Source organism: Acinetobacter sp. Res13-Abat-PEC15-P4-01, from assembly GCF_015676285.1.
In the GTDB taxonomy this organism is placed as follows: Bacteria; Pseudomonadota; Gammaproteobacteria; order Pseudomonadales; family Moraxellaceae; genus Acinetobacter; species Acinetobacter nematophilus.
This window is the reverse complement of the sequence record NZ_JADAIN010000031.1, coordinates 133,274-152,368: the sequence shown is the minus strand read 5'-3', so window position 1 is coordinate 152,368 and position 19,095 is coordinate 133,274. Positions and strand designations below refer to the sequence as shown.

Sequence of the window (19,095 nt, the reverse complement as noted above, 5' to 3'; positions counted from 1 at the left end):
TTGTATAACCATCAATTTTTCACGTTTATACTTTACACCAAAATAAAAAAGCCGTCATAAACTGACGGCTTTTTTCAATCAAAATATTACAAAAGATTAACCCACTCGATAGTTTGGTGCTTCTTTAGTAATCGTCACATCATGTACATGCGACTCTTGCATACCTGCCGCAGTAATTTTCACGAATTTTGCATTTTGACGAAGATCTTCGATGGTTGCTGAACCCGTATAGCCCATTGATGAACGCAAACCACCCATCATTTGGTGTACGATGTTGCCCATTGGTCCTTTGTAAGGTACACGACCTTCAATACCTTCAGGAACCAACTTTTCAGCACCTGCCTTAGAGTCTTGGAAATAACGGTCTGCAGAACCTGTTGCACCTGCCATTGCACCCAAAGAGCCCATACCACGGTAAGCTTTATAGTAACGACCTTGGAAGAACTCTACCTCACCAGGTGCTTCTTCAGTACCTGCCATAAGTGAGCCCACCATAATGGTACTTGCACCTGCACCGATCGCTTTCGCCATATCACCAGAGAAGCGGATACCACCATCAGCAATTAAAGGAATTTGATCTTTCAGTGCATTTGCAACACTATCAATCGCTGAAATTTGCGGCATACCAATACCTGCAACAATACGTGTTGTACAGATTGAACCAGGACCGATCCCGACTTTTACAGCATCTGCACCCGCGTCAAGCAATGCCAATGCTGCATCACCTGTTGCGATATTTCCGCCAATGACTTGAACCTGTGGGAAGTTTGCTTTTACCCAACGTACCCGTTCAATCACACCTGCGGAATGACCATGTGCAGTATCGACCACAATCGCATCGACACCTGCTTCGACCAACGCTTCAACACGGCTTGGCGTTTCGGCACCCGTACCAACAGCAGCACCAACACGTAAACGGCCTAATTCATCTTTACAGCTGTTTGGATAAGATTCTGCTTTGCGGAAATCAGTGACGGTAATCAAACCTTTCAAGGCATGGTTATCATCTACCACCAACACTTTTTCAATGCGATGCTGTTGTAATAATGCTTGGATATTTTCTTTAGATTCATTTTCACGAACCGTCACAAGACGATCTTGCCCTGTCATGATGTTACTTACAGGTTGCTCTAAGTTGGTCACAAAACGAGTATCTCGCCCTGTCACAATGCCAACCACCTTGCCGTCTTTAACAACAGGCACACCACTGATATTGTTGGCTTGAGTAATTGCAATCAAGTCACGAATCGTCGTTTCAGGAGTCACGGTGATAGGATCTTTCACCATGCCTGCTTCAAATTTTTTCACACGGCGAACTTCCGCAGCTTGTGCAGAAATATCCATGTTTTTATGTAAAATACCGATACCACCATTTTGCGCCATTGCAATCGCCATACGTGACTCAGTCACTGTATCCATTGCTGCTGAAACCATAGGTATGTTCAGTTGAATGCCGCGTGTGAGGCGTGTCTTTAGAGAGACATCTTTTGGGAGGATAGTAGAATAGGCAGGGAGTAATAAGACATCATCGAAGGTTAACGCTTCTTGAACGATGGTCAACATAACAGTCTCGCTGGTAATTTCCGTGAGCTATTATATACAAATTTCCGTTCAATTTTCATTTTTTATTGTGAAGAATAAAGATAATTCATGTTCAATGCCTGAGGCTTTATAATATTTTGGGTTTCGAACAGTATTAAGCCTTTATATTTCCTCGTATTCAATCCAACTTTCTCAGGTTGAACGCCAATACAAGCATCTTTGAAAAACCATCTGCACTAAGTGCTCGCTCACTTGAGCATAACGGTTAAAAAACCATGCTCTTGATCATTTTGATGTATATTCAATATTTTAAGCTAAATCATAAAGGAACATGAAACATTCTCAATTTCATTTCATGCGCAATTAAAATAAATGCTTTTTAACACACCTGATCAAAATCTTCATCATTACTCGGTGTCATGACATCAATATCAATCAAGGGAATTAAATTATGCGCCTGCCTTGCTTTGGCACATTGTGCATCTCCAGCCTGCACTTCTTTGCAAGATGAACTGCGTTGTTCATACATGGTACAACTGACCTGCTGCCCAACCACTCCATCCAATGCAATACAGCGGGGTTGTTTTTGATTGGTCCCTTGCATACAGGAATATACTGCAGTTAACGGTTCTACATAATCAGCAGGCATTGCTTCTCCCTCTGCCCAATAAAATGAGACTCGGAAAAAGGCGCAACACGCCCCGCAGCTTAAGCACGCATCCTGTGCTGAGATTTGTGACAACATTTTTTTAAGATTCTCGTTATCAGTTTAAGATTTTGGCAAGAAAATCCTAAAAAAAGTCGTATCCAAACACAATAGATTTTTTGAGTTTTTTTATTGAGGACAGGTAAACACGGTTTCATCCATCAAATCAACGCCACACTGTAAATTCTCAATCCAGTCTAAAAACTGACTGATCATTTCTTTTCCTATAAAAGGCTTGCCGTGCTGGGGTACGATCATTTCAATATCCATTTGACGCACCATTTTCACCCATAAACGAATGACCCGATTGGTACACATGTAACGTTGATGGAAACCCCGCATACTTGGAATATGGCTATTAAAATCATCAATCGGTGTAGAAGCATCATCAACGATAGATGCACCCATATCTCCCGAGAATAAAATTTTAGAGATGGGATCGTAAAACTGGAAATTCCCTACTGAATGCAAAAAATGCGCAGGGACTACAATAATTCGAGTTTCACCTAGAGGAATCGATCCACCTTGGTCAGGTAGCTCAATCAAACGTTCTAACCAGCCCCCTTTCATACGATCACTCATAAAAGCGGAATTTAAGTGGGGTAAAAAGCGTGCCCATAATTTTGAAGCCACCACTTTGGCATCGGTATATACCAACCAACGTGGCATCGAGGTGATAATGTCTGGATCTTGATGAGATGCCATCACATAGTCTAGGTTTTGCAGGCGTGTGTACTTATTTAACTCCATGGTTAAAGGTACATAGGTCAAATCACCACCTGGATCCAAAACTGCTGCACGTTCGTTGTTGAGAATCAAAAATTGATTGGCTTGTACACCCTCACCTTTTACCAAACTGGTAAAACTGATACATTTATGTGTGCCATTATCAAACAAAACTTGCGATGTGGTGCGATCTAAAGCCATACCCAGAACCCCAAAACCTTTTTTAAAATAAATCTTTATTTATCCCATACAACATATAAGGTTTTCTTCAAAGTTACAATAAATATACAACCTAAGTTTTATGATTATTTGTGTGATTATTCTCAAAATAATAAAAAACCCAACACTGGGTTGAGTTTTTTATCTTGAAAAAGCACTCATTCAATCACAGCTTAAAACTGCATTGAAAAAATCGCCTTAAAAAAAGTAATGTTGAACCAATGCCGCAACCCCAATAATAAAGAATATCGCTGCACCAATTTTATGGATTAAAGAAATTGGTAATCTATCCGCCAACTTATTGCCAATAAATACAGCAGGTGCATTGACCAACATAATGCCCAGTGTGGTTCCTAGAGTAACCCATCCTATACTGTCAAAACGTGCAGCAAGTGCCACAGTCGCAATCTGAGTCTTGTCACCGATTTCAGCCAGAAAAAACAGCACGAATGTTGCGCCAAAGACTCCATATTTCTGCCATTTATTGATGCTTTCAGACTCATCATCCAGTTCATCAGGAATCAGCATCCAGCCTGCCATCGCGATAAACCCGAGTGAAACAATCCACAACAGAACAGTTGGACTGAGTACCGTGGTAATCCATTGTCCCAGCACGGCAGAAACGCCATGATTGACCAATGTCGCAAGCAGAATCGCGAATAAAATCGGAATAGGTTTACGGAAACGTGCAGCAAGAAGTAATGCGAGTAGTTGCGTTTTATCGCCCATTTCGGATAAAGCAACAACCACCAAAGAGATGAGGAAGGCATTTAACATGTCAAAGTCTCTGGCTAGCAATATTACCGATGACTTACCCCTCCTGCTAGCCAATATGAATAGTCACCTATCCAACGCGGAGTGATAAATCAAAGGTCTTGCCAACAAAAGATAGCTGAGTACACGCCTTCAGCTAAATTGGTTCTTTGCTATGATGACCATACTCTGTTGAGTAATTATGTTGATCATCACCCGTTTATTATCTTTTGGATAAAAAACAGCGGCTACTCCCCAATGAAGTACAACTATTCTACAATGCTTTGTAGACGCATTTCAATTTTTAAAAATTAAATATTTTAAACGACAGACAAATATTAAAAAAAATTACAGATTGAGGAATAAAAAAACCCCGCATAAAGCGAGGTTTTCCAGGACTTTAAACTTAAAGCAGGATATTACGAATGTCAGACAACAGCTTGGTCAATTTATTGGTAAATCGAGCTGCATCCGCACCATTAATCACACGGTGATCATAAGACAATGACAGTGGCAACATCAATTTTGGATCAAAGCCTGAACCATTCCAAACAGGTTGCATGGTTGCAGGAGAAATACCCAGAATTGCAACTTGTGGCCAGTTCACCAACGGTGTAAACGCCGTACCACCAATTGAGCCTAAACTGGTAATGGTAAAGTTCGCACCCTGTAAGTCTTTTGGAGAGAGTTTCTTATCCCGTGCTTTTTTACTGAGTTCACCCAATTCAATCGCAATTTGCTTAATTGATTTTTGGTCAGGATTACGTAACACAGGAACCGTTAAACCATCTGGTGTTGCTACTGCAATTCCCATATGAATTTCTTTACGCAATACCACTGACTTTTGATCGTCAGCAAGATGACCTGCAAAATAAGGTTCCTCTTTCAACAAGAACGCCACGGCTTTTGCAATAAAGGCAAGAATCGTTAAGCTAATACCGTCTTGCTTAAACTTACCTTTGAGTTCACCACGCCAAGCTTCCAGCTCAGTAATATCCGCCAAATCAAACTGTGTCACTTGTGGAATAAAATTGTTCAATGACAACTGTGGTACAGAAACCTGCTGTAAACGTGTCATTGGTGCGATTTCACTGCCACCAAAGGCACTGAAGTCAGGTAACGCAGGCAAGCCTGAAGCAACCTGGGCAACTGCAGCTTGCGGTGCTGCCTGTGGTGCAGTCAGTTTTGCTTTAACAAAAGCAAAAACATCGTCCTTCATCACACGGGCATGTGGACCTGAAGCTTGAACTTGAGAAAGTACAACACCCAGTTCACGCGCAAGTTTACGTACTGCTGGACCTGCATAGACTTTGGCATTTTCAGCTTGCTGTGCTTTTGATAATTTCTCACCTGAGTCTAAAGCAACCGTTGCTTCTTTTGCAGATGCAGTAACTGGCGCTTGAGCTGCGACTGGCGCAGGCTCGGATGCCGGCTTCGCTTGAGGTGCTGGAGTCACTTGACCTTCCGCTTCAATCGTCACCAATGCTGTACCCTGAGTCACAGACTGATTCAACTCCACATGAATGGCGCTGACCACACCTGCAACTGTACTTGGAACTTCTACAGATGCTTTATCAGATTCTGCAACACACAGACTCTGGTCTTTTTCAACACGGTCACCCACATTGACCAAGATTTCAGAAATAGTGGCTTTGTCTACGCCCAAATCTGGCACAGTGACCTCAACCTTGCCAGATTGAGTCGCTGCAGGCGGCTCTTGCTCTTGCGCTTGTACAGGTACTGTTTGCTGAGGTGTTGCTTCAACGGACGGTGCTGTTGAAGATGCTGAACCGCCTACAGTTTTCACTGTGACCAACACCACACCCTCTTTAACACTGTCACCTTCTTTCACGACAACACTTTCAACTGTACCTGCAACTGTACTTGGAACTTCGACTGTTGCTTTATCTGACTCGACAACAACGATGCTGTCATCCACAGCAATTTCATCGCCTGCTTTTACCAGCACTTCGCCAACCAAAGCTTTTTCCACACCAATATCTGGAACTTTCACTTCAACTGTTTGCGATGTTGTATTTGTAGATGCCGCAGGCGTCGCAGACTCAGTTTTAACTTCTGCAGCAGCTTGGGCTTTTGCAGGCTCTTGAGCGGGTGCTACAGCTGCTTCTGTCGCTGTTGCAGCCGCAGATTCAACTTCAATCAATACTGCACCTTCTGAAACTTCATCACCTTCAGCAACCGCAATACGCTTCACCACACCTGCTGAAGTGCTAGGCACTTCAACAGAGGCTTTATCAGATTCCAACAAAACAATACTGTCATCCACGGCAATGGTATCGCCGACCTTGACGAGGATTTCGGCAACAGTTGCCTTATCTACACCAATATCAGGAGTTGTAATTTGCATCATTATTTCTCCTCAGTAGATTCAGTATAAGCTGCAACTTCCTGCACAGATGGATGCGCCTGAGGTAACCATGCAACTGGACGGTCAACATCAAGTTCGAATGAAGAAATCGCATCTTTCACTAAACGTGCGTCCACTTCACCTTCATCAGCCAGTTTTTTCAATGTTGCCACCACAATGTGAGCCGCATCTACACCGAAATAGCTACGCAAGTTACCACGCGTATCCGAACGACCGTAACCATCTGTACCTAAAGTGACATATGGACGGCTATCCGGGAGGTAAGCACGGATCTGCTCGCTATAGGCACGCATATGATCTGTTGCTGAAACCACGATACCATCCGTATCGCGCAACTGTTGAGATACCCAAGATTCTTGACCGTCTTCGAGTGGATGCAAGCGATTGTATTCTTCAACAGCCATACCATCACGAGCCAATTCATTGAAGCTGGTGACACTCCATACATTGGAATGAATTTGGTACTCATCACGTAAAATCTGTGCTGCTTTGATCACTTCACGTAGAATTACACCTGAACCCAATAACTGCACTGTTGCTTTTTCATCTTGCTTGAATAAATACATACCGCGCTTGATGCCTTCTTCAGCACCTTCAGGCAATGCAGGTTGGTCGTAGTTTTCATTCATCAGCGTCAGGTAATAGAACACGCGCTCTTGATTGACATACATGCGCTGTAAACCATCATGCACAATCACTGCCAATTCATAACCGAAACAAGGATCATAAGCCACACAGTTTGGAATGGTTGCCGCCAAGATATGTGAATGACCATCTTGGTGCTGTAAACCTTCACCATTCAATGTCGTACGACCTGCTGTTGCACCACACAAGAAACCTTGTGCTTGAGAATCACCTGCAGCCCATGCGATATCACCGATACGTTGGAAACCAAACATAGAGTAATACATATACATTGGAATCATTGGCAAGTTATTGGTTGAATAACTTGTACCCAATGCTGACCAAGCACTCATCGCACCTGCTTCATTGATTCCTTCCTGTAACATGTGACCATCTTTGGCTTCACGATAGTTCATGAGCTGTTCTTGGTCTTCAGGCGTATAGTTTTGTCCATGTGCAGCATAGATACCTAACTGACGGAACATTCCTTCCAAACCGAAAGTACGCGCTTCATCAGGTACAATTGGAACAACACGGTCTTTGATGGCTTTTTCTTTTAACAATGCTGCAATCAAACGCACCATCACCATCGTTGTAGACTGTTCTTTACCGCCACTGCCTTTTAACACGCCATCAAATACTGAAAGTTCAGGAATTGCCAAAGCTTCACTTTCTTTACGGCGTGCCGGTAAATAACCACCTAAAGCTTCACGGCGTGCTTTCATATATTTCAATTCAGGTGAGTTTTCACCAGGACGATAGAATGGCAATTCTTCAAGCTGCTCATCATTGAATGGCAAATTGAAGCGATCACGCACATATTTTAATGAATCAAGCTGCATTTTCTTGATTTGATGCGTTTTGTTGACTGCTTCGATTTCATCAGACAAACCGTAACCTTTCACAGTTTTCGCCAAGATGACCGTAGGTTGACCATTGCTGGTCATAGCTGCCGCATAAGCTGCATAAACTTTATAAGGATCATGGCCACCACGATTTAGATTATCAATATCCTCATCGCTCAAACCTTTCACCAATTCCGCCGCTTCTGGATATCTGCCAAAGAATTTTTCGCGAGTATATGCACCGCCTTTGACTTGGTAGCGTTGATATTCGCCATCCAGAGTTTCATCCATCAGTGCTTTCAAAGCACCAGAAGTATCCTTATCAAGCAGTGGGTCCCAATGGCGTCCCCAAACCACTTTAATCACACGCCAACCGGCACCACGGAATAATGATTCAAGCTCTTGGATAATTTTACCATTACCACGAACAGGACCATCCAAACGCTGTAAGTTACAGTTGACCACCCAGATTAGGTTATCGAGCTTTTCACGCCCTGCAAGCGAGATCGCACCCAAACTTTCTGGCTCATCCATCTCACCATCGCCAAGATAAGCCCAAACCTTACGGTTTTCCTCTTTGATCAAACCACGATTCATTAAATATTTTTGAATGTGCGCTTGATAAATGGACATGATCGGACCAAGACCCATCGAAACTGTTGGGAATTGCCAGTAATCAGGCATCAAGTAAGGATGAGGATAGCTTGAAAGCCCCTGACCGCCCACTTCACGACGGAAGTTACTCAATTGATCTTCAGTTAAACGACCTTCCAGGAATGAACGTGCATAAATCCCAGGCGCACAGTGTCCTTGGTAATAAATCATATCGCCGCCAAAGCTATCACTATTGGCACGGAAGAAATGGTTAAAACCAACATCATATAAAGTTGCAGATGAAGCGAAACTTGCCAAGTGACCACCTAAGTCATCACCTGTTTTATTGGCACGCAGTACCATTGCCAATGCATTCCAACGGATCAATGCACGAATGCGGCGTTCCATATCTTGGTCGCCCGGCATTGCTGGAGATTCTTCTACAGGAATGGTATTTAAATAAGGAGTATTTAGACGCTGAATGGGAACATGCTTTGAAATGGCTTGCTGATATAATTTTTCTAATAAAAACGCAGCACGTTCAGTCCCCATATGCTGGAGCACTGAATCAAAGGCATCTTGCCATTCTTGTGTTTCCTGAGCGTCGCTATCACCGTAATACGCCATTTTCCACTTACTCCTTGAATAGTTTTCTATATATTATATGTATCATGTTTTAGCCCTGTTAAGTTATCGTTACAGACGAATGCAGATTGTAGGTATTATTTAGGAACTAAATAGTTGTTGACTAAATGACACTTAAAATAACAAAAAACCGCCAATAATGGCGGTTTTTTATACAATATAAATTCAATTTAATGCTAGTCTGAATACAGGATTTAATTCAACGCGACACTGAATATCATCCTCGTATACAACACAGCCACTCAATGAATTGGGTAATTGTTTTATGGCAACATTGCTAGGTAAGAAGAAGGATTCTTGCGTTGACCATCTTTTACAACTTCATAATGTAAATGAGGACCTGTACAACGACCTGTACAGCCTACATTTGCAATATGCTCGCCTGCCTTGACCTGATCACCTACACGAGCAATCAGACGAGACGCATGTGCATAACGAGTGATATAGCCATTACCGTGATTGATTTCAACATATTGACCATAGCCTGTACCCCAACCTGATTTGGTTACAATACCGGGGCCTGTGGCATAGATTGGTGTACCGCTTGGTGCAGAAAGGTCTAAACCTGAATGATGTTCAGCACGACCACCCATGGTACGACCACCAAAGTCAGAACTTACACGCTTCATGTCTGGAAGTGGATGAGTCACCAACCATGAATATGGAGAACCTGCTGAATAACGAGAAGTGGAATTTGAGCTAGAACCGTATTTTTGAGCAATGCTTGCGTTGTTTAGCTCAATAGGAGCATCTGAACTGCGTAGCGTGACATTCATTTTTGCCGAAGCAGGAAGGTCTAAATCATCTGGATTGTAAGAACCTTGAGAAAGTGTCTTGGATAATTTTTCTAAACGATCTGGAGTTTGAATCAAGTCTGCGAATGTCGCAGTAGCAGCTGAAGCAGCTAGAGTAAAAGCTAATAAAATACGTCGCGTATGCATAAAAACCTCTTTAACTGTTTTTGGTCAAGTTTCTTGTGTGATCTCATCCTTGATATCTGCTGAAACAAGCGCTTAAGATAGGACATAAACATGTAGGAACAATGTATGTCTGAACCCAAAAACGTCTTTCAACCAACAAGACAACACTTAAAAACAGGAAACTTATCGTTTCTTACAAAGCAAGTTGCTGAATGGCAAAAACTTACTAAATTAATTCAACCGCTACTTCCTCAACCTGAGAATTGGCGGGTTGTCTGTTATCAATACGGTATTTTGACGATCACCGGTGAAAATCAAGCCATGATTAGTCAACTCGGTTATCTTCAAAAACAGTATATTTCTCAATTATCACAAATCAATGAACTACGTGATTTACAAAAACTACAAGTCCGATTACATATTGAAAATAACAATACTGAAACGTCCTTACAACCCCATAAAACGGTAAGCTCGATGCAACCTGCAACATCCGAAATGTTACAAAATGCCGCTAGTTTCGTGAACGACCCTAAGCTTAGCCAAGCTCTACTACGTTTGGCAAGCAATAAAAAGTAAACAGAATAGATAAAATTAAGATTTGAAACTGTTTAAAATATGACTTAATTCACACTTATTAATGTTATACTATAACACAATCTAGAGAACACAATGACTTATGTCACATTGACGAAATGAATTGGACACAATTTCTCGTCATCAAATGTTACAATTTCATAGCTGCTTGGATCACTTTTCACATTGCGTAAAAGCTGATTATTCAAAGCATGACCAGATTTATAACCATCAAATTTGGCAATAATTTGATGTCCGAGCAAATATAAATCGCCAACAGCATCTAGAATTTTATGACGTACAAACTCGTCAGCAAAACGCAATCCTTCCTCATTGACGACGCCAGTATCATCCAAACCCACAGCGTTATCCAAACTTGCACCCAATGCTAGATTATTGGCTTTTAAATAATCTAAATCTTTCATAAAGCCAAAGGTACGAGCACCACTGACTTCATATACAAATGTTTCAGTTGAAAAATCAATGGTTGCTGATTGATATTCTTTAGCAAAGGCTGGATGATCAAAGTCAATGGTAAAGTTTATTTGGAAACCATCATGGGGAGAAAAAATTGCACGCTTATCATCAATCAACGCTTCAACAGGTTTGAGAATACGAATAAATTTCTTCGGTGCATCCTGTTCAACCAACTCACCTTGCATGAGTAAGTAAATAAATGGACCGGCACTTCCATCCATAATCGGAATCTCAGACGCCGAGACTTCGATAATCAGGTTATCTATCCCTAAACCTGCAATCGCACTGGTGACATGTTCAATCGTGCCGATTTTGGTTTCTTTACTGACCAAGTTTGAACACATGAATGCTTCTTGGATCAGTTGGGCATCTGCCGGGATATCAACAGGCGGATTTAAATCGATGCGTCGAAATACAATACCCCCGTCCGCCACATGAGGCAAAAAGTTAATCATGACTTTTTGTCCACTATGTAGTCCGATGCCACTCGCTTTAACGACTCGCTTCAGGGTACGTTGTTTCAACATGCTAATTCGGTCTTCATTCTCAAATCCGCTATACGTTAGCACATTTAGCCATTGATAAAAAACAAAAAAGGTAATGAATCTCACTACCTTTTTCGACAATATTAAATCTTTTTAATATTTTTCAATCATTTACGCTGTTGATTTTTCAAATAATCTTGAATGCTCATTGGCGTAGAACGACCACTTGAACTTGGTGCCGTCACAGGTACGCCTTCTTCCTGACGCTGTTTATTGATTGCCGGAATATCATCTTCATCCACAGCTTGGGAATGGGTTTGTTGTAAATGTGTCTGTGCTGCACTATTTACATGCGTTCTACGTCTCGCTTCAGTCGCGTCACTTGCGTTACGTGTCAGACCTGTTGCTATCACAGTCACACGGATTTCATCACGTGCATCTGGATCAAATACGGTACCAAAGAACACTTCACCTTCTTCAAGGTCAACAATTTGGTTAACTACATCTGTGATCACTTCTGTTTCACGTAAAGTCACATCCGCACCGCCAGTAATGTTGATCAACACACCTTTAGCGTTCATGATATTTACATTATCCAGCAACGGACTACGAATCGCCAAACGCGCAGCTTCTTCAGCACGATCTGGACCACTACTTTTACCTTCACCCATCATGGCATAACCACGGGTACTCATTGCAGTTTTCAAGTCAGCAAAGTCAAGGTTAATATGACCCGGGCGCACCACTAAATCAAAAATACTACGAACAGCATTCAACAATACGTCATCGGCTTTACGGTAAGCATCCTGCATAGAGATGTCACCATAAACGCTGAGAAGGCGTTGATTTGGAATAATAATTAAAGAATCAACATGCTGTTCTAATGCTTCGATCCCTTTTTCAGCTGAACGCTGACGGCGACGGCCTTCGAAATTGAATGGCGTAGTCACAACACCTACAGTTAAAATTCCCATTTCCTGAGCAATTTCAGCAACAACGGGCGCAGCACCTGTCCCTGTCCCCCCCCCCATACCGGCAGTGACAAACACCATATCCGCACCTTCAAGATGCTGACGAATTTGTTCGCGGCTTTCTTCAGCAGCAATTTGACCTACATCCGGGTTCGCTCCTGCACCTAAACCACGTGTACTTTGCTCACCAAGTTGCATTTTAAAAGGCGCATTCATACGATCCAGAGCTTGTTTATCTGTATTTGCACAGACAAATTTCACGCCCTTAATGTCAGATTGCACCATGTGTTGTACAGCATTACCACCGCCGCCACCAACACCAAACACAGTAAAACGGGCTTGACCGTTGTTATCGGTTTGTCCATCGTCTAAAAATTCAAATGAGGCCATGACCTTTAGATTTCCTAATATAATGTGGCAGTCACTTAAGCCCGTATACTGCCTTGATCTTCAATAATAAAAATTGTTTTTAGGATGCTGTTCATTACAGAGCTTGTCAAGTATTGGCTAGAACACTTACAACTTCCTAACAATATTCCCAAAAAAAATACACCTAAAAAATACCTTTTAATTTGTTATTCAAGGCATTCCAACCATTCACAATTCGGTCAAAGAATGGTCTTCCCCCTTGAACTTCAGGCTCCTCAATTGCCTCTTGCATGTCACTTTGACTAAATAAAAGTAAACCTGCCGCTGTAGCATACATTGAACGACGCAGTGAAGGTAAGTTCTGATCGTCGGTGACCACTTGTAAAGGTGGATTGCCTAGATGTGCAGAAACGCCCAACATACGACGCGCCAAAGTCACCATCCCTTCAATTTGACAAACATCACCTGTCAGTACAACACCATGATACAGGCTTTGCAGGGCGCCTCGCTGTTCCAATTCGTAGCGCACTTTGGTTAAAATATCTTCATAACGTGCAATAATGATTTCAGCAAGTTCTATGCGACTGATGGTTTGCGGACCATCGATTGCCTCAAACTGAATCATATGATCAGGTTTGACTTGATGGATATCGACACAACCGTGAAGCAACTTGATCCGTTCGGCTTCTTCAGTTGTGGTTTGCAACACTGTCGCAATATCACGTGTTACATTTTCGCCACCACATTGAATGGTGCTGGCTAAAGCCAAATGACCTTCTATATAAACAGCGATATTGGTGGTACCTGCGCCAATATCGAGTAGGCAAACACCATATTCTTTTTCATCTTTCAGCAAACTGCCTTCAGCAGTTGCCAAACATGAAACCACCATTTTCTCAACAGAAATATTGGCGCCTTTCATGGCGCGATCCAAGTTCTGCATAGTACTGATCGGCATCATCATTAATTGATAATGCGCAGTCATACTATTGGCAGATAAGTTAATCGGATTCTGCACCCATTCACTGGAATCATCCAACTCAAACCCTAAAGGTACAGCACTCGCCAAATAATGATCGGCTGCCATATGACTGGCTTTTGCCAACTCTAGGGCACGCACCACTTCAGTTGTGGTGATGGTACGTTCGGCATTTGAAATCGGGGTACGTCCAATTGCATAATGGCTTTGTAATTCAGTACTTGGAATCGACACCCATGCTGAATGTATACGACATTCAGCCATATCTTCAGCTTCTTGAACGGCCTGTTTAATTGCATTTGTGACTTTATCAAGGCTCACAATTTTGCCTTTATTCATTCCTTTATTACGTGCGCTTGCCATGCCAATGACCTGAATATTATCAGGGGCATGTACTTTACCAATCAGTACTGAAACTTTATGTGTCCCAATGTCAATTGCAACAACTGAGGGAACAGCTTCATTCATCACTTTGCTACCATTATCTTCATTGTTTATGTTTGGCTCTACGCCTCTTTTTCAAGCCACATATTATGGCTGTGCAACGATCCCACCTGCAACGCCTATGTCATTACTGGTTACAACAAACTGACCGTTGGTAATTTTGGGTGGAACTGAATTTTTCCACTGAATTGCCAAACCATTTCGGTAACGCAGATCAATTGCAGAAATATTCGACCATACGGGTTTTAAATCTGTTTGTGCCAAGTGACTAAGACGTTGTAGCTTACTCATGGTTTGATCCTGATCAACAATCACACGCAGACCTGAATCAAACTGCATAAACCAAGTCATACGTTCAGTGAGATAAAGCTCTTTTAAACGTAAATTGACTGGGTGAAATAATTGGTTAATTTCATTATAGCGACGCATCATGACTTTGGATTGGCTGAGTGGTCCATGAAGCAACGGCAAATTGGAATGATTGGTCACCACTGCTTCACTGTAGACATCTCCAGCATCACTGAGTAATCGCCCTGTTCCCCAACGTGCGATTGCATGACGCGGCATAACGCGCACTCGAATACCATTTGGCCATGCGCGTGAAACCACTACACGGTCTACCCACGATACTTCCAGTGCTTTATCTCGAATTTGCTCCAAATCCGAGGTGAAATAATTATCTTTCACAACAGGTTTCAAGTGTTGTGTAATCGCCTGCGATTCAACCGAAGAGTCAGTTCCCACCACTTCAAGTGTTGCAACTCGCGCATCGGTGATCACTTTATAGAGACCATAGATTCCTGCAAATAATACAGCTATAGCAACAACCATAAGCAACCAGCTACCCACGTTCAGCAGTTTATCCTGACGTGTCGGTGGCTTATCGTGTATTGATGTAATCGCCGCTCGTTTGCGACGCATCGAAGCAGGAAGTTGAGCCATAAATTAGTGAGCTTGTTCCGTGAGTGTTTGCGCTAAAATCGCAATACACAATTCATCAAAACTATAACCAACTGCTTTTGCAGCTTTAGGCACAAGAGAGTGACTGGTCATACCTGGAACAGTATTCACTTCTAATAGCCAAAAATTACCCTGCTCATCCAGCATCGCATCAATACGTCCCCATCCGCTAGCACCTACAGCTTGGAAAGCACGCAAACATAGCGCTTGAAGATTCTTTTCTTCAGCTTCACTTAAACCGCATGGAATACCATATTCCACATCATTACGGTTGTATTTTGCTTCGTAATCATAGAATGCTACATCTGCTGGAGGTTGCAAACGAATCACGGGTAATGGCAAACCATTCAGGAATGAAATGGTATATTCACGCCCTGTAATCCATTTTTCCGCCATCACCACAGCATCATGTACCGTCGCTTTTTCAATTGCAGCAATCAGGTCTTGTGCTTTTTCAACCTTGCTCATTCCTACGCTTGAACCTTCGTGAACAGGCTTGATGATTAACGGTAAGCCCAGGCTCTCGATCACTTCATTGAGATCAGAGTCTTTTGAAATAATACGATAAGGTGCGGTTGGCAGGTCTGAACCTTGCCAAATTTGTTTGGTTTTGACTTTATCCATACCAATCGCGGAACCTTGTACGCCTGTCCCTGTATAAGGAACATTCATCCATTCCAAGGCACCTTGGATTTGACCATCCTCACCCCCGCGACCATGCAGTACAATAAATGCACGATCATAGCCCACAAGTTCCGTCACACTACGCTCTTGCGGATCGAAAGCCTCAGCATTCACACCTGAACGTAATAATGCTTCTAAAACAGCTTTACCACTATCTAATGACACCTCACGCTCAGCAGATTTACCACCAAGCAATACCGCTACTTTGCCGAATTTAGAAGCATTTGACACGTTTAAATCCTTAAACTTATAAGTTAGTCAATTTCAATTTTTAAGACTGTATTCAAATCCAAATTTAAACACAGCCAAATCAATTATTTTAAATACAGTTGGTTTTGAGCCAATTCTACAGAAATTGCTCCCACGTTACCTGCACCTTGTGTTAATAACAAGTCATTCGCTTGTAACACTTTTTGTATCACGTTCTGCAGATTACCTTCTACAGGGTCAATTAAGATCGGTTCAACTTCACCACGCAGACGGATACTACGTGCCAAAGCGCGACTATCTGCCCCAACAATTGGCTTCTCCCCGGCAGGATATACTTCTAATAGTAACAATTGGTCGACTTGTGACAACACATCGACAAAATCATCAAAACAATCACGGGTACGACTAAAACGATGCGGTTGGAACATCATGACTAAACGACGATCTGGATGGCTCGCTCGAGCGGCTTTAATCGTTGCTTCAACTTCTTTGGGATGATGACCATAATCATCGACCAGTTTCACGGTACCTTTATCAAGCGGATATTCACCTTGAACTTGAAAACGGCGTCCTACACCGCTGAAGCTTTCCAAAGCACGTGCAATCGCAGCATCAGATACACCTTCATCAGTTGCAATACCAATCGCAGCCAATGCATTGAGAATATTATGCAAACCTGGAAGGTTGATTGTTAAACGCAAAGGTTCACGACCTTTACGCAATACGGTGAAACTTGACTGCATACCCGTTTGGTCAATGTCAATCGCACGAATATCATTATCTTCATTGAAACCATAGGTCACGACAGGACGACCGATCCGCGGCATGATTTCACGAATGTTGGCATCATCACCGCATATCACAGCCAAACCATAGAACGGCATTTTTTGTAAGAACTTGACAAAAGTATCTTTCAATACATCAAAACTACCGCCATAGGTGTCCATATGGTCTGCATCGATATTGGTGACAATCGCTGCCATTGGCTCTAAATGCAGGAACGAAGCATCTGATTCATCGGCTTCAGCAACGATAAAACGACTCGCTCCCAATGCAGCATTTACGCCTGTGCGATTTAACAAGCCGCCAATCACATAAGTTGGGTCCATATTTTCTTCTGCCAACATACATGTGACCAAACTGGTGGTGGTGGTTTTACCATGTGTCCCCGCAACAGCGATCCCATGGCGATAACGCATTAACTCACCCAGCATTTCAGCACGACGCACCACAGGGATACGATTTTCAATTGCGGCTTTGACTTCTAGGTTTTCTGGATCAATTGCTGTGGAAACCACCAGTACATTTGCGCCTTTGATATTGTCTTCTGCATGCCCGATAAAAACTTTAATCCCGTTCTGTTCAAGCTGTACTGTCGTTTTTGATGCTTTAATATCAGAACCAGAAACCTTATAACCTTGGTTTTTTAATACTTCTGCAATACCGCACATGCCTGCGCCACCGATACCCACAAAATGGATATGCTTAATACGGCGCATTTCTGGAATTTTAATCAGGTTCTTTGCTTTATCAGCTGGGCTTGTTGGTGACATAATCAACTCTAACTTACAAATCTTGAATTAAATCAACCACACGTTGTGTCGCATCTGGTTGAGCTTGTTGACGGGCTTTAACTGCCATTTCCATCAATAACTGACGGTTCATCAACGGCGTGAGTAAATCTTTTAAGGAATCTGGTGTCATGGTACTTTGTGGACAAATTTTCGCAGCACCCGTTTTTTCCAAAAACTTGGCATTGGCAGTTTGGTGATCATCCACAGCACTTGGCAATGGAACAAATATCGCAGCCACACCTGCCGTTGCTACCTCAGTCACCGTTAGCGCTCCTGCACGGCAGATGATTAAATCTGCACTGCTATAAGCCTGTGCCATATCCTCGATAAATTGCTGAACTTCAACCTGCATATTGTCAGGGGCATTAGCATATAAGGCTTGGGTCGTGTCCTGCTTATTTTGACCACACTGATGAAATACGTTTAATGGCACATTGAGCTGCTTCAATGCTTCCGGCACACATTCATTCAATGCTTGTGCACCCAGAGAACCACCTACAATTAAAATATGTAATGGTTCATGGGCATTTTCTCGTTCTTTATAACGAAAAGATGGATTGTAAATTCCGGTAATCTCTGCACGTACAGGATTTCCTGTCGTCACAATTTTCTCACTTGGAGGGAATGTATTTGGGAAAGCTTCACATACCGTTGTGGCAATACGTGAAAGTTGGGTGTTGGTAAACCCTGCAACTGCATTCTGTTCATGGATCAGAATTGGAATCCCCAATAAGCGTGCCGCCAAACCACCTGGTCCTGCAACATAGCCACCAAAACCAGCCACAGCATCAACTTTGAGCTGTTTCATATATCGCATTGCGCTTAAGGTTGCTTTTAAAATTTTAAACGGAGCAGCCAGTTTACGAACAATTCCGTTGCCACGCACTCCTTGAATGTCAATTTGATAAATTGGAATATCATGTTGTTTTAAAAGTCGATTTTCCATACCTGCTGGTGTTGCCAACCAAGACACTTGACTGCCTTGTTGTTGCAATTCTTTTGCAACTGCCAGGGCAGGAAATACATGTCCGCCTGTACCCGCCGCCATCATCATGACGTGTTTCGGTGTGCTTTGCTGAGGTTTGGTCACGGTCTAATTCTTCAATGCAAAAAATAAATGTTTAACGAATATTTTAAACAACCAATTGTAATCACAATCCGCTATGGGGAAAAGTTTATTTACTTTTTTTCACCAAGCCTTTCATTGTTTTTTTCTACTGTTTTGAAAGTTTAAACTACTTTTGTCATTAATCTGCTAAAAAAAGTCGAATTCAATGTTATTTTTTTTATTTTTGCATGATTTATCCTGTCCACGCAAAAAAATAGAGTCTGTCACGACTCTATTTTTTAGCAGCATTTAAAAATCAATCAATCATCTCAATATAAGATGTCATGGCACTGAATAT

Annotated in this window: 15 protein-coding genes and 1 riboswitch; of the genes, 1 reads left to right on the top strand and 14 read right to left on the bottom strand. The window is 42.3% G+C overall.

Going from position 1 to position 19,095, the window contains the following annotated elements; translation table 11 throughout:
* Window positions 1-96: 96 nt before the first annotated feature.
* The 7 genes from guaB to IMO47_RS12050 form a co-directional block, all read right to left on the bottom strand.
* A complete protein-coding gene (gene guaB, locus IMO47_RS12080; protein ID WP_004826103.1) occupies window positions 97-1,563 on the bottom strand; it encodes an IMP dehydrogenase in 1,467 nt (488 codons plus the stop codon).
* 358 nt (window positions 1,564-1,921) lie between these two features.
* Window positions 1,922-2,287, bottom strand: coding sequence for a YkgJ family cysteine cluster protein (locus IMO47_RS12075; protein ID WP_196076180.1), 366 nt, complete (start codon window positions 2,285-2,287; stop codon window positions 1,922-1,924).
* A gap of 90 nt (window positions 2,288-2,377) precedes the next feature.
* The gene (locus IMO47_RS12070; protein WP_196076179.1) at window positions 2,378-3,175 is read right to left on the bottom strand and encodes an MBL fold metallo-hydrolase; all 798 of its coding nucleotides are present in this window, start codon (window positions 3,173-3,175) and stop codon (window positions 2,378-2,380) included.
* A gap of 216 nt (window positions 3,176-3,391) precedes the next feature.
* Window positions 3,392-3,970 (bottom strand): TMEM165/GDT1 family protein, encoded by a 579-nt coding sequence (locus IMO47_RS12065; RefSeq protein ID WP_196076178.1) that lies wholly within the window; start codon window positions 3,968-3,970, stop codon window positions 3,392-3,394.
* An 88-nt stretch (window positions 3,971-4,058) separates the two neighbouring features.
* A riboswitch (yybP-ykoY riboswitch) is annotated at window positions 4,059-4,215 on the bottom strand.
* A 137-nt stretch (window positions 4,216-4,352) separates the two neighbouring features.
* Complete coding sequence (locus IMO47_RS12060; RefSeq protein WP_196076214.1) at window positions 4,353-6,314, bottom strand: 2-oxo acid dehydrogenase subunit E2; 1,962 nt, start codon at window positions 6,312-6,314, stop codon at window positions 4,353-4,355.
* A 2-nt stretch (window positions 6,315-6,316) separates the two neighbouring features.
* Window positions 6,317-9,025: a pyruvate dehydrogenase (acetyl-transferring), homodimeric type gene (aceE, locus tag IMO47_RS12055; protein WP_196076177.1), complete on the bottom strand. Its 2,709-nt coding sequence runs from the start codon at window positions 9,023-9,025 to the stop codon at window positions 6,317-6,319.
* A 281-nt stretch (window positions 9,026-9,306) separates the two neighbouring features.
* Complete coding sequence (locus tag IMO47_RS12050; RefSeq protein ID WP_196076176.1) at window positions 9,307-9,984, bottom strand: M23 family metallopeptidase; 678 nt, start codon at window positions 9,982-9,984, stop codon at window positions 9,307-9,309.
* Window positions 9,985-10,089: 105 nt separating this feature from the next.
* Here IMO47_RS12050 and IMO47_RS12045 point away from each other — a divergent pair, with 105 nt between their 5' ends.
* Entirely contained in the window at window positions 10,090-10,539 is a 450-nt protein-coding gene (locus IMO47_RS12045) for a DUF721 domain-containing protein (protein WP_196076175.1), read from the top strand.
* Window positions 10,540-10,637: 98 nt separating this feature from the next.
* Here IMO47_RS12045 and lpxC read toward each other — a convergent pair whose 3' ends face one another.
* From lpxC to murG, 7 genes are all read right to left on the bottom strand, one after another.
* Window positions 10,638-11,540, bottom strand: a complete 903-nt coding sequence (lpxC, locus tag IMO47_RS12040) for a UDP-3-O-acyl-N-acetylglucosamine deacetylase (protein ID WP_196076174.1) — start codon at window positions 11,538-11,540, stop codon at window positions 10,638-10,640.
* A 125-nt stretch (window positions 11,541-11,665) separates the two neighbouring features.
* Window positions 11,666-12,859, bottom strand: coding sequence for a cell division protein FtsZ (ftsZ, locus tag IMO47_RS12035; RefSeq protein WP_196076173.1), 1,194 nt, complete (start codon window positions 12,857-12,859; stop codon window positions 11,666-11,668).
* A gap of 163 nt (window positions 12,860-13,022) precedes the next feature.
* A complete protein-coding gene (gene ftsA / locus IMO47_RS12030) occupies window positions 13,023-14,285 on the bottom strand; it encodes a cell division protein FtsA (protein ID WP_196076172.1) in 1,263 nt (420 codons plus the stop codon).
* A 63-nt stretch (window positions 14,286-14,348) separates the two neighbouring features.
* On the bottom strand, window positions 14,349-15,203 hold the full coding sequence (locus IMO47_RS12025; protein ID WP_196076171.1) for a cell division protein FtsQ/DivIB: 855 nt from the start codon (window positions 15,201-15,203) through the stop codon (window positions 14,349-14,351).
* A gap of 3 nt (window positions 15,204-15,206) precedes the next feature.
* Entirely contained in the window at window positions 15,207-16,136 is a 930-nt protein-coding gene (locus IMO47_RS12020; RefSeq protein WP_196076170.1) for a D-alanine--D-alanine ligase, read from the bottom strand.
* An 83-nt stretch (window positions 16,137-16,219) separates the two neighbouring features.
* Entirely contained in the window at window positions 16,220-17,668 is a 1,449-nt protein-coding gene (gene murC, locus IMO47_RS12015) for a UDP-N-acetylmuramate--L-alanine ligase (RefSeq protein WP_196076169.1), read from the bottom strand.
* Window positions 17,669-17,681: 13 nt separating this feature from the next.
* Complete coding sequence (gene murG / locus IMO47_RS12010; RefSeq protein ID WP_196076168.1) at window positions 17,682-18,779, bottom strand: undecaprenyldiphospho-muramoylpentapeptide beta-N-acetylglucosaminyltransferase; 1,098 nt, start codon at window positions 18,777-18,779, stop codon at window positions 17,682-17,684.
* Window positions 18,780-19,095 lie beyond the last annotated feature (316 nt).

Bases quoted from the DNA above. Each gene is read 5' to 3' on its own strand.
- guaB (WP_004826103.1), bottom strand. From the start codon at position 1,563: ATGTTGACCATCGTTCAAGAAGCGTTAACCTTCGATGATGTCTTATTA.
- IMO47_RS12075 (WP_196076180.1), bottom strand. From the start codon at position 2,287: ATGTTGTCACAAATCTCAGCACAGGATGCGTGCTTAAGCTGCGGGGCG.
- IMO47_RS12070 (WP_196076179.1), bottom strand. From the start codon at position 3,175: ATGGCTTTAGATCGCACCACATCGCAAGTTTTGTTTGATAATGGCACA.
- IMO47_RS12065 (WP_196076178.1), bottom strand. From the start codon at position 3,970: ATGTTAAATGCCTTCCTCATCTCTTTGGTGGTTGTTGCTTTATCCGAA.
- IMO47_RS12060 (WP_196076214.1), bottom strand. From the start codon at position 6,314: ATGCAAATTACAACTCCTGATATTGGTGTAGATAAGGCAACTGTTGCC.
- aceE (WP_196076177.1), bottom strand. From the start codon at position 9,025: ATGGCGTATTACGGTGATAGCGACGCTCAGGAAACACAAGAATGGCAA.
- IMO47_RS12050 (WP_196076176.1), bottom strand. From the start codon at position 9,984: ATGCATACGCGACGTATTTTATTAGCTTTTACTCTAGCTGCTTCAGCT.
- IMO47_RS12045 (WP_196076175.1), top strand. From the start codon at position 10,090: ATGTCTGAACCCAAAAACGTCTTTCAACCAACAAGACAACACTTAAAA.
- lpxC (WP_196076174.1), bottom strand. From the start codon at position 11,540: ATGTTGAAACAACGTACCCTGAAGCGAGTCGTTAAAGCGAGTGGCATC.
- ftsZ (WP_196076173.1), bottom strand. From the start codon at position 12,859: ATGGCCTCATTTGAATTTTTAGACGATGGACAAACCGATAACAACGGT.
- ftsA (WP_196076172.1), bottom strand. From the start codon at position 14,285: ATGAATGAAGCTGTTCCCTCAGTTGTTGCAATTGACATTGGGACACAT.
- IMO47_RS12025 (WP_196076171.1), bottom strand. From the start codon at position 15,203: ATGGCTCAACTTCCTGCTTCGATGCGTCGCAAACGAGCGGCGATTACA.
- murC (WP_196076169.1), bottom strand. From the start codon at position 17,668: ATGTCACCAACAAGCCCAGCTGATAAAGCAAAGAACCTGATTAAAATT.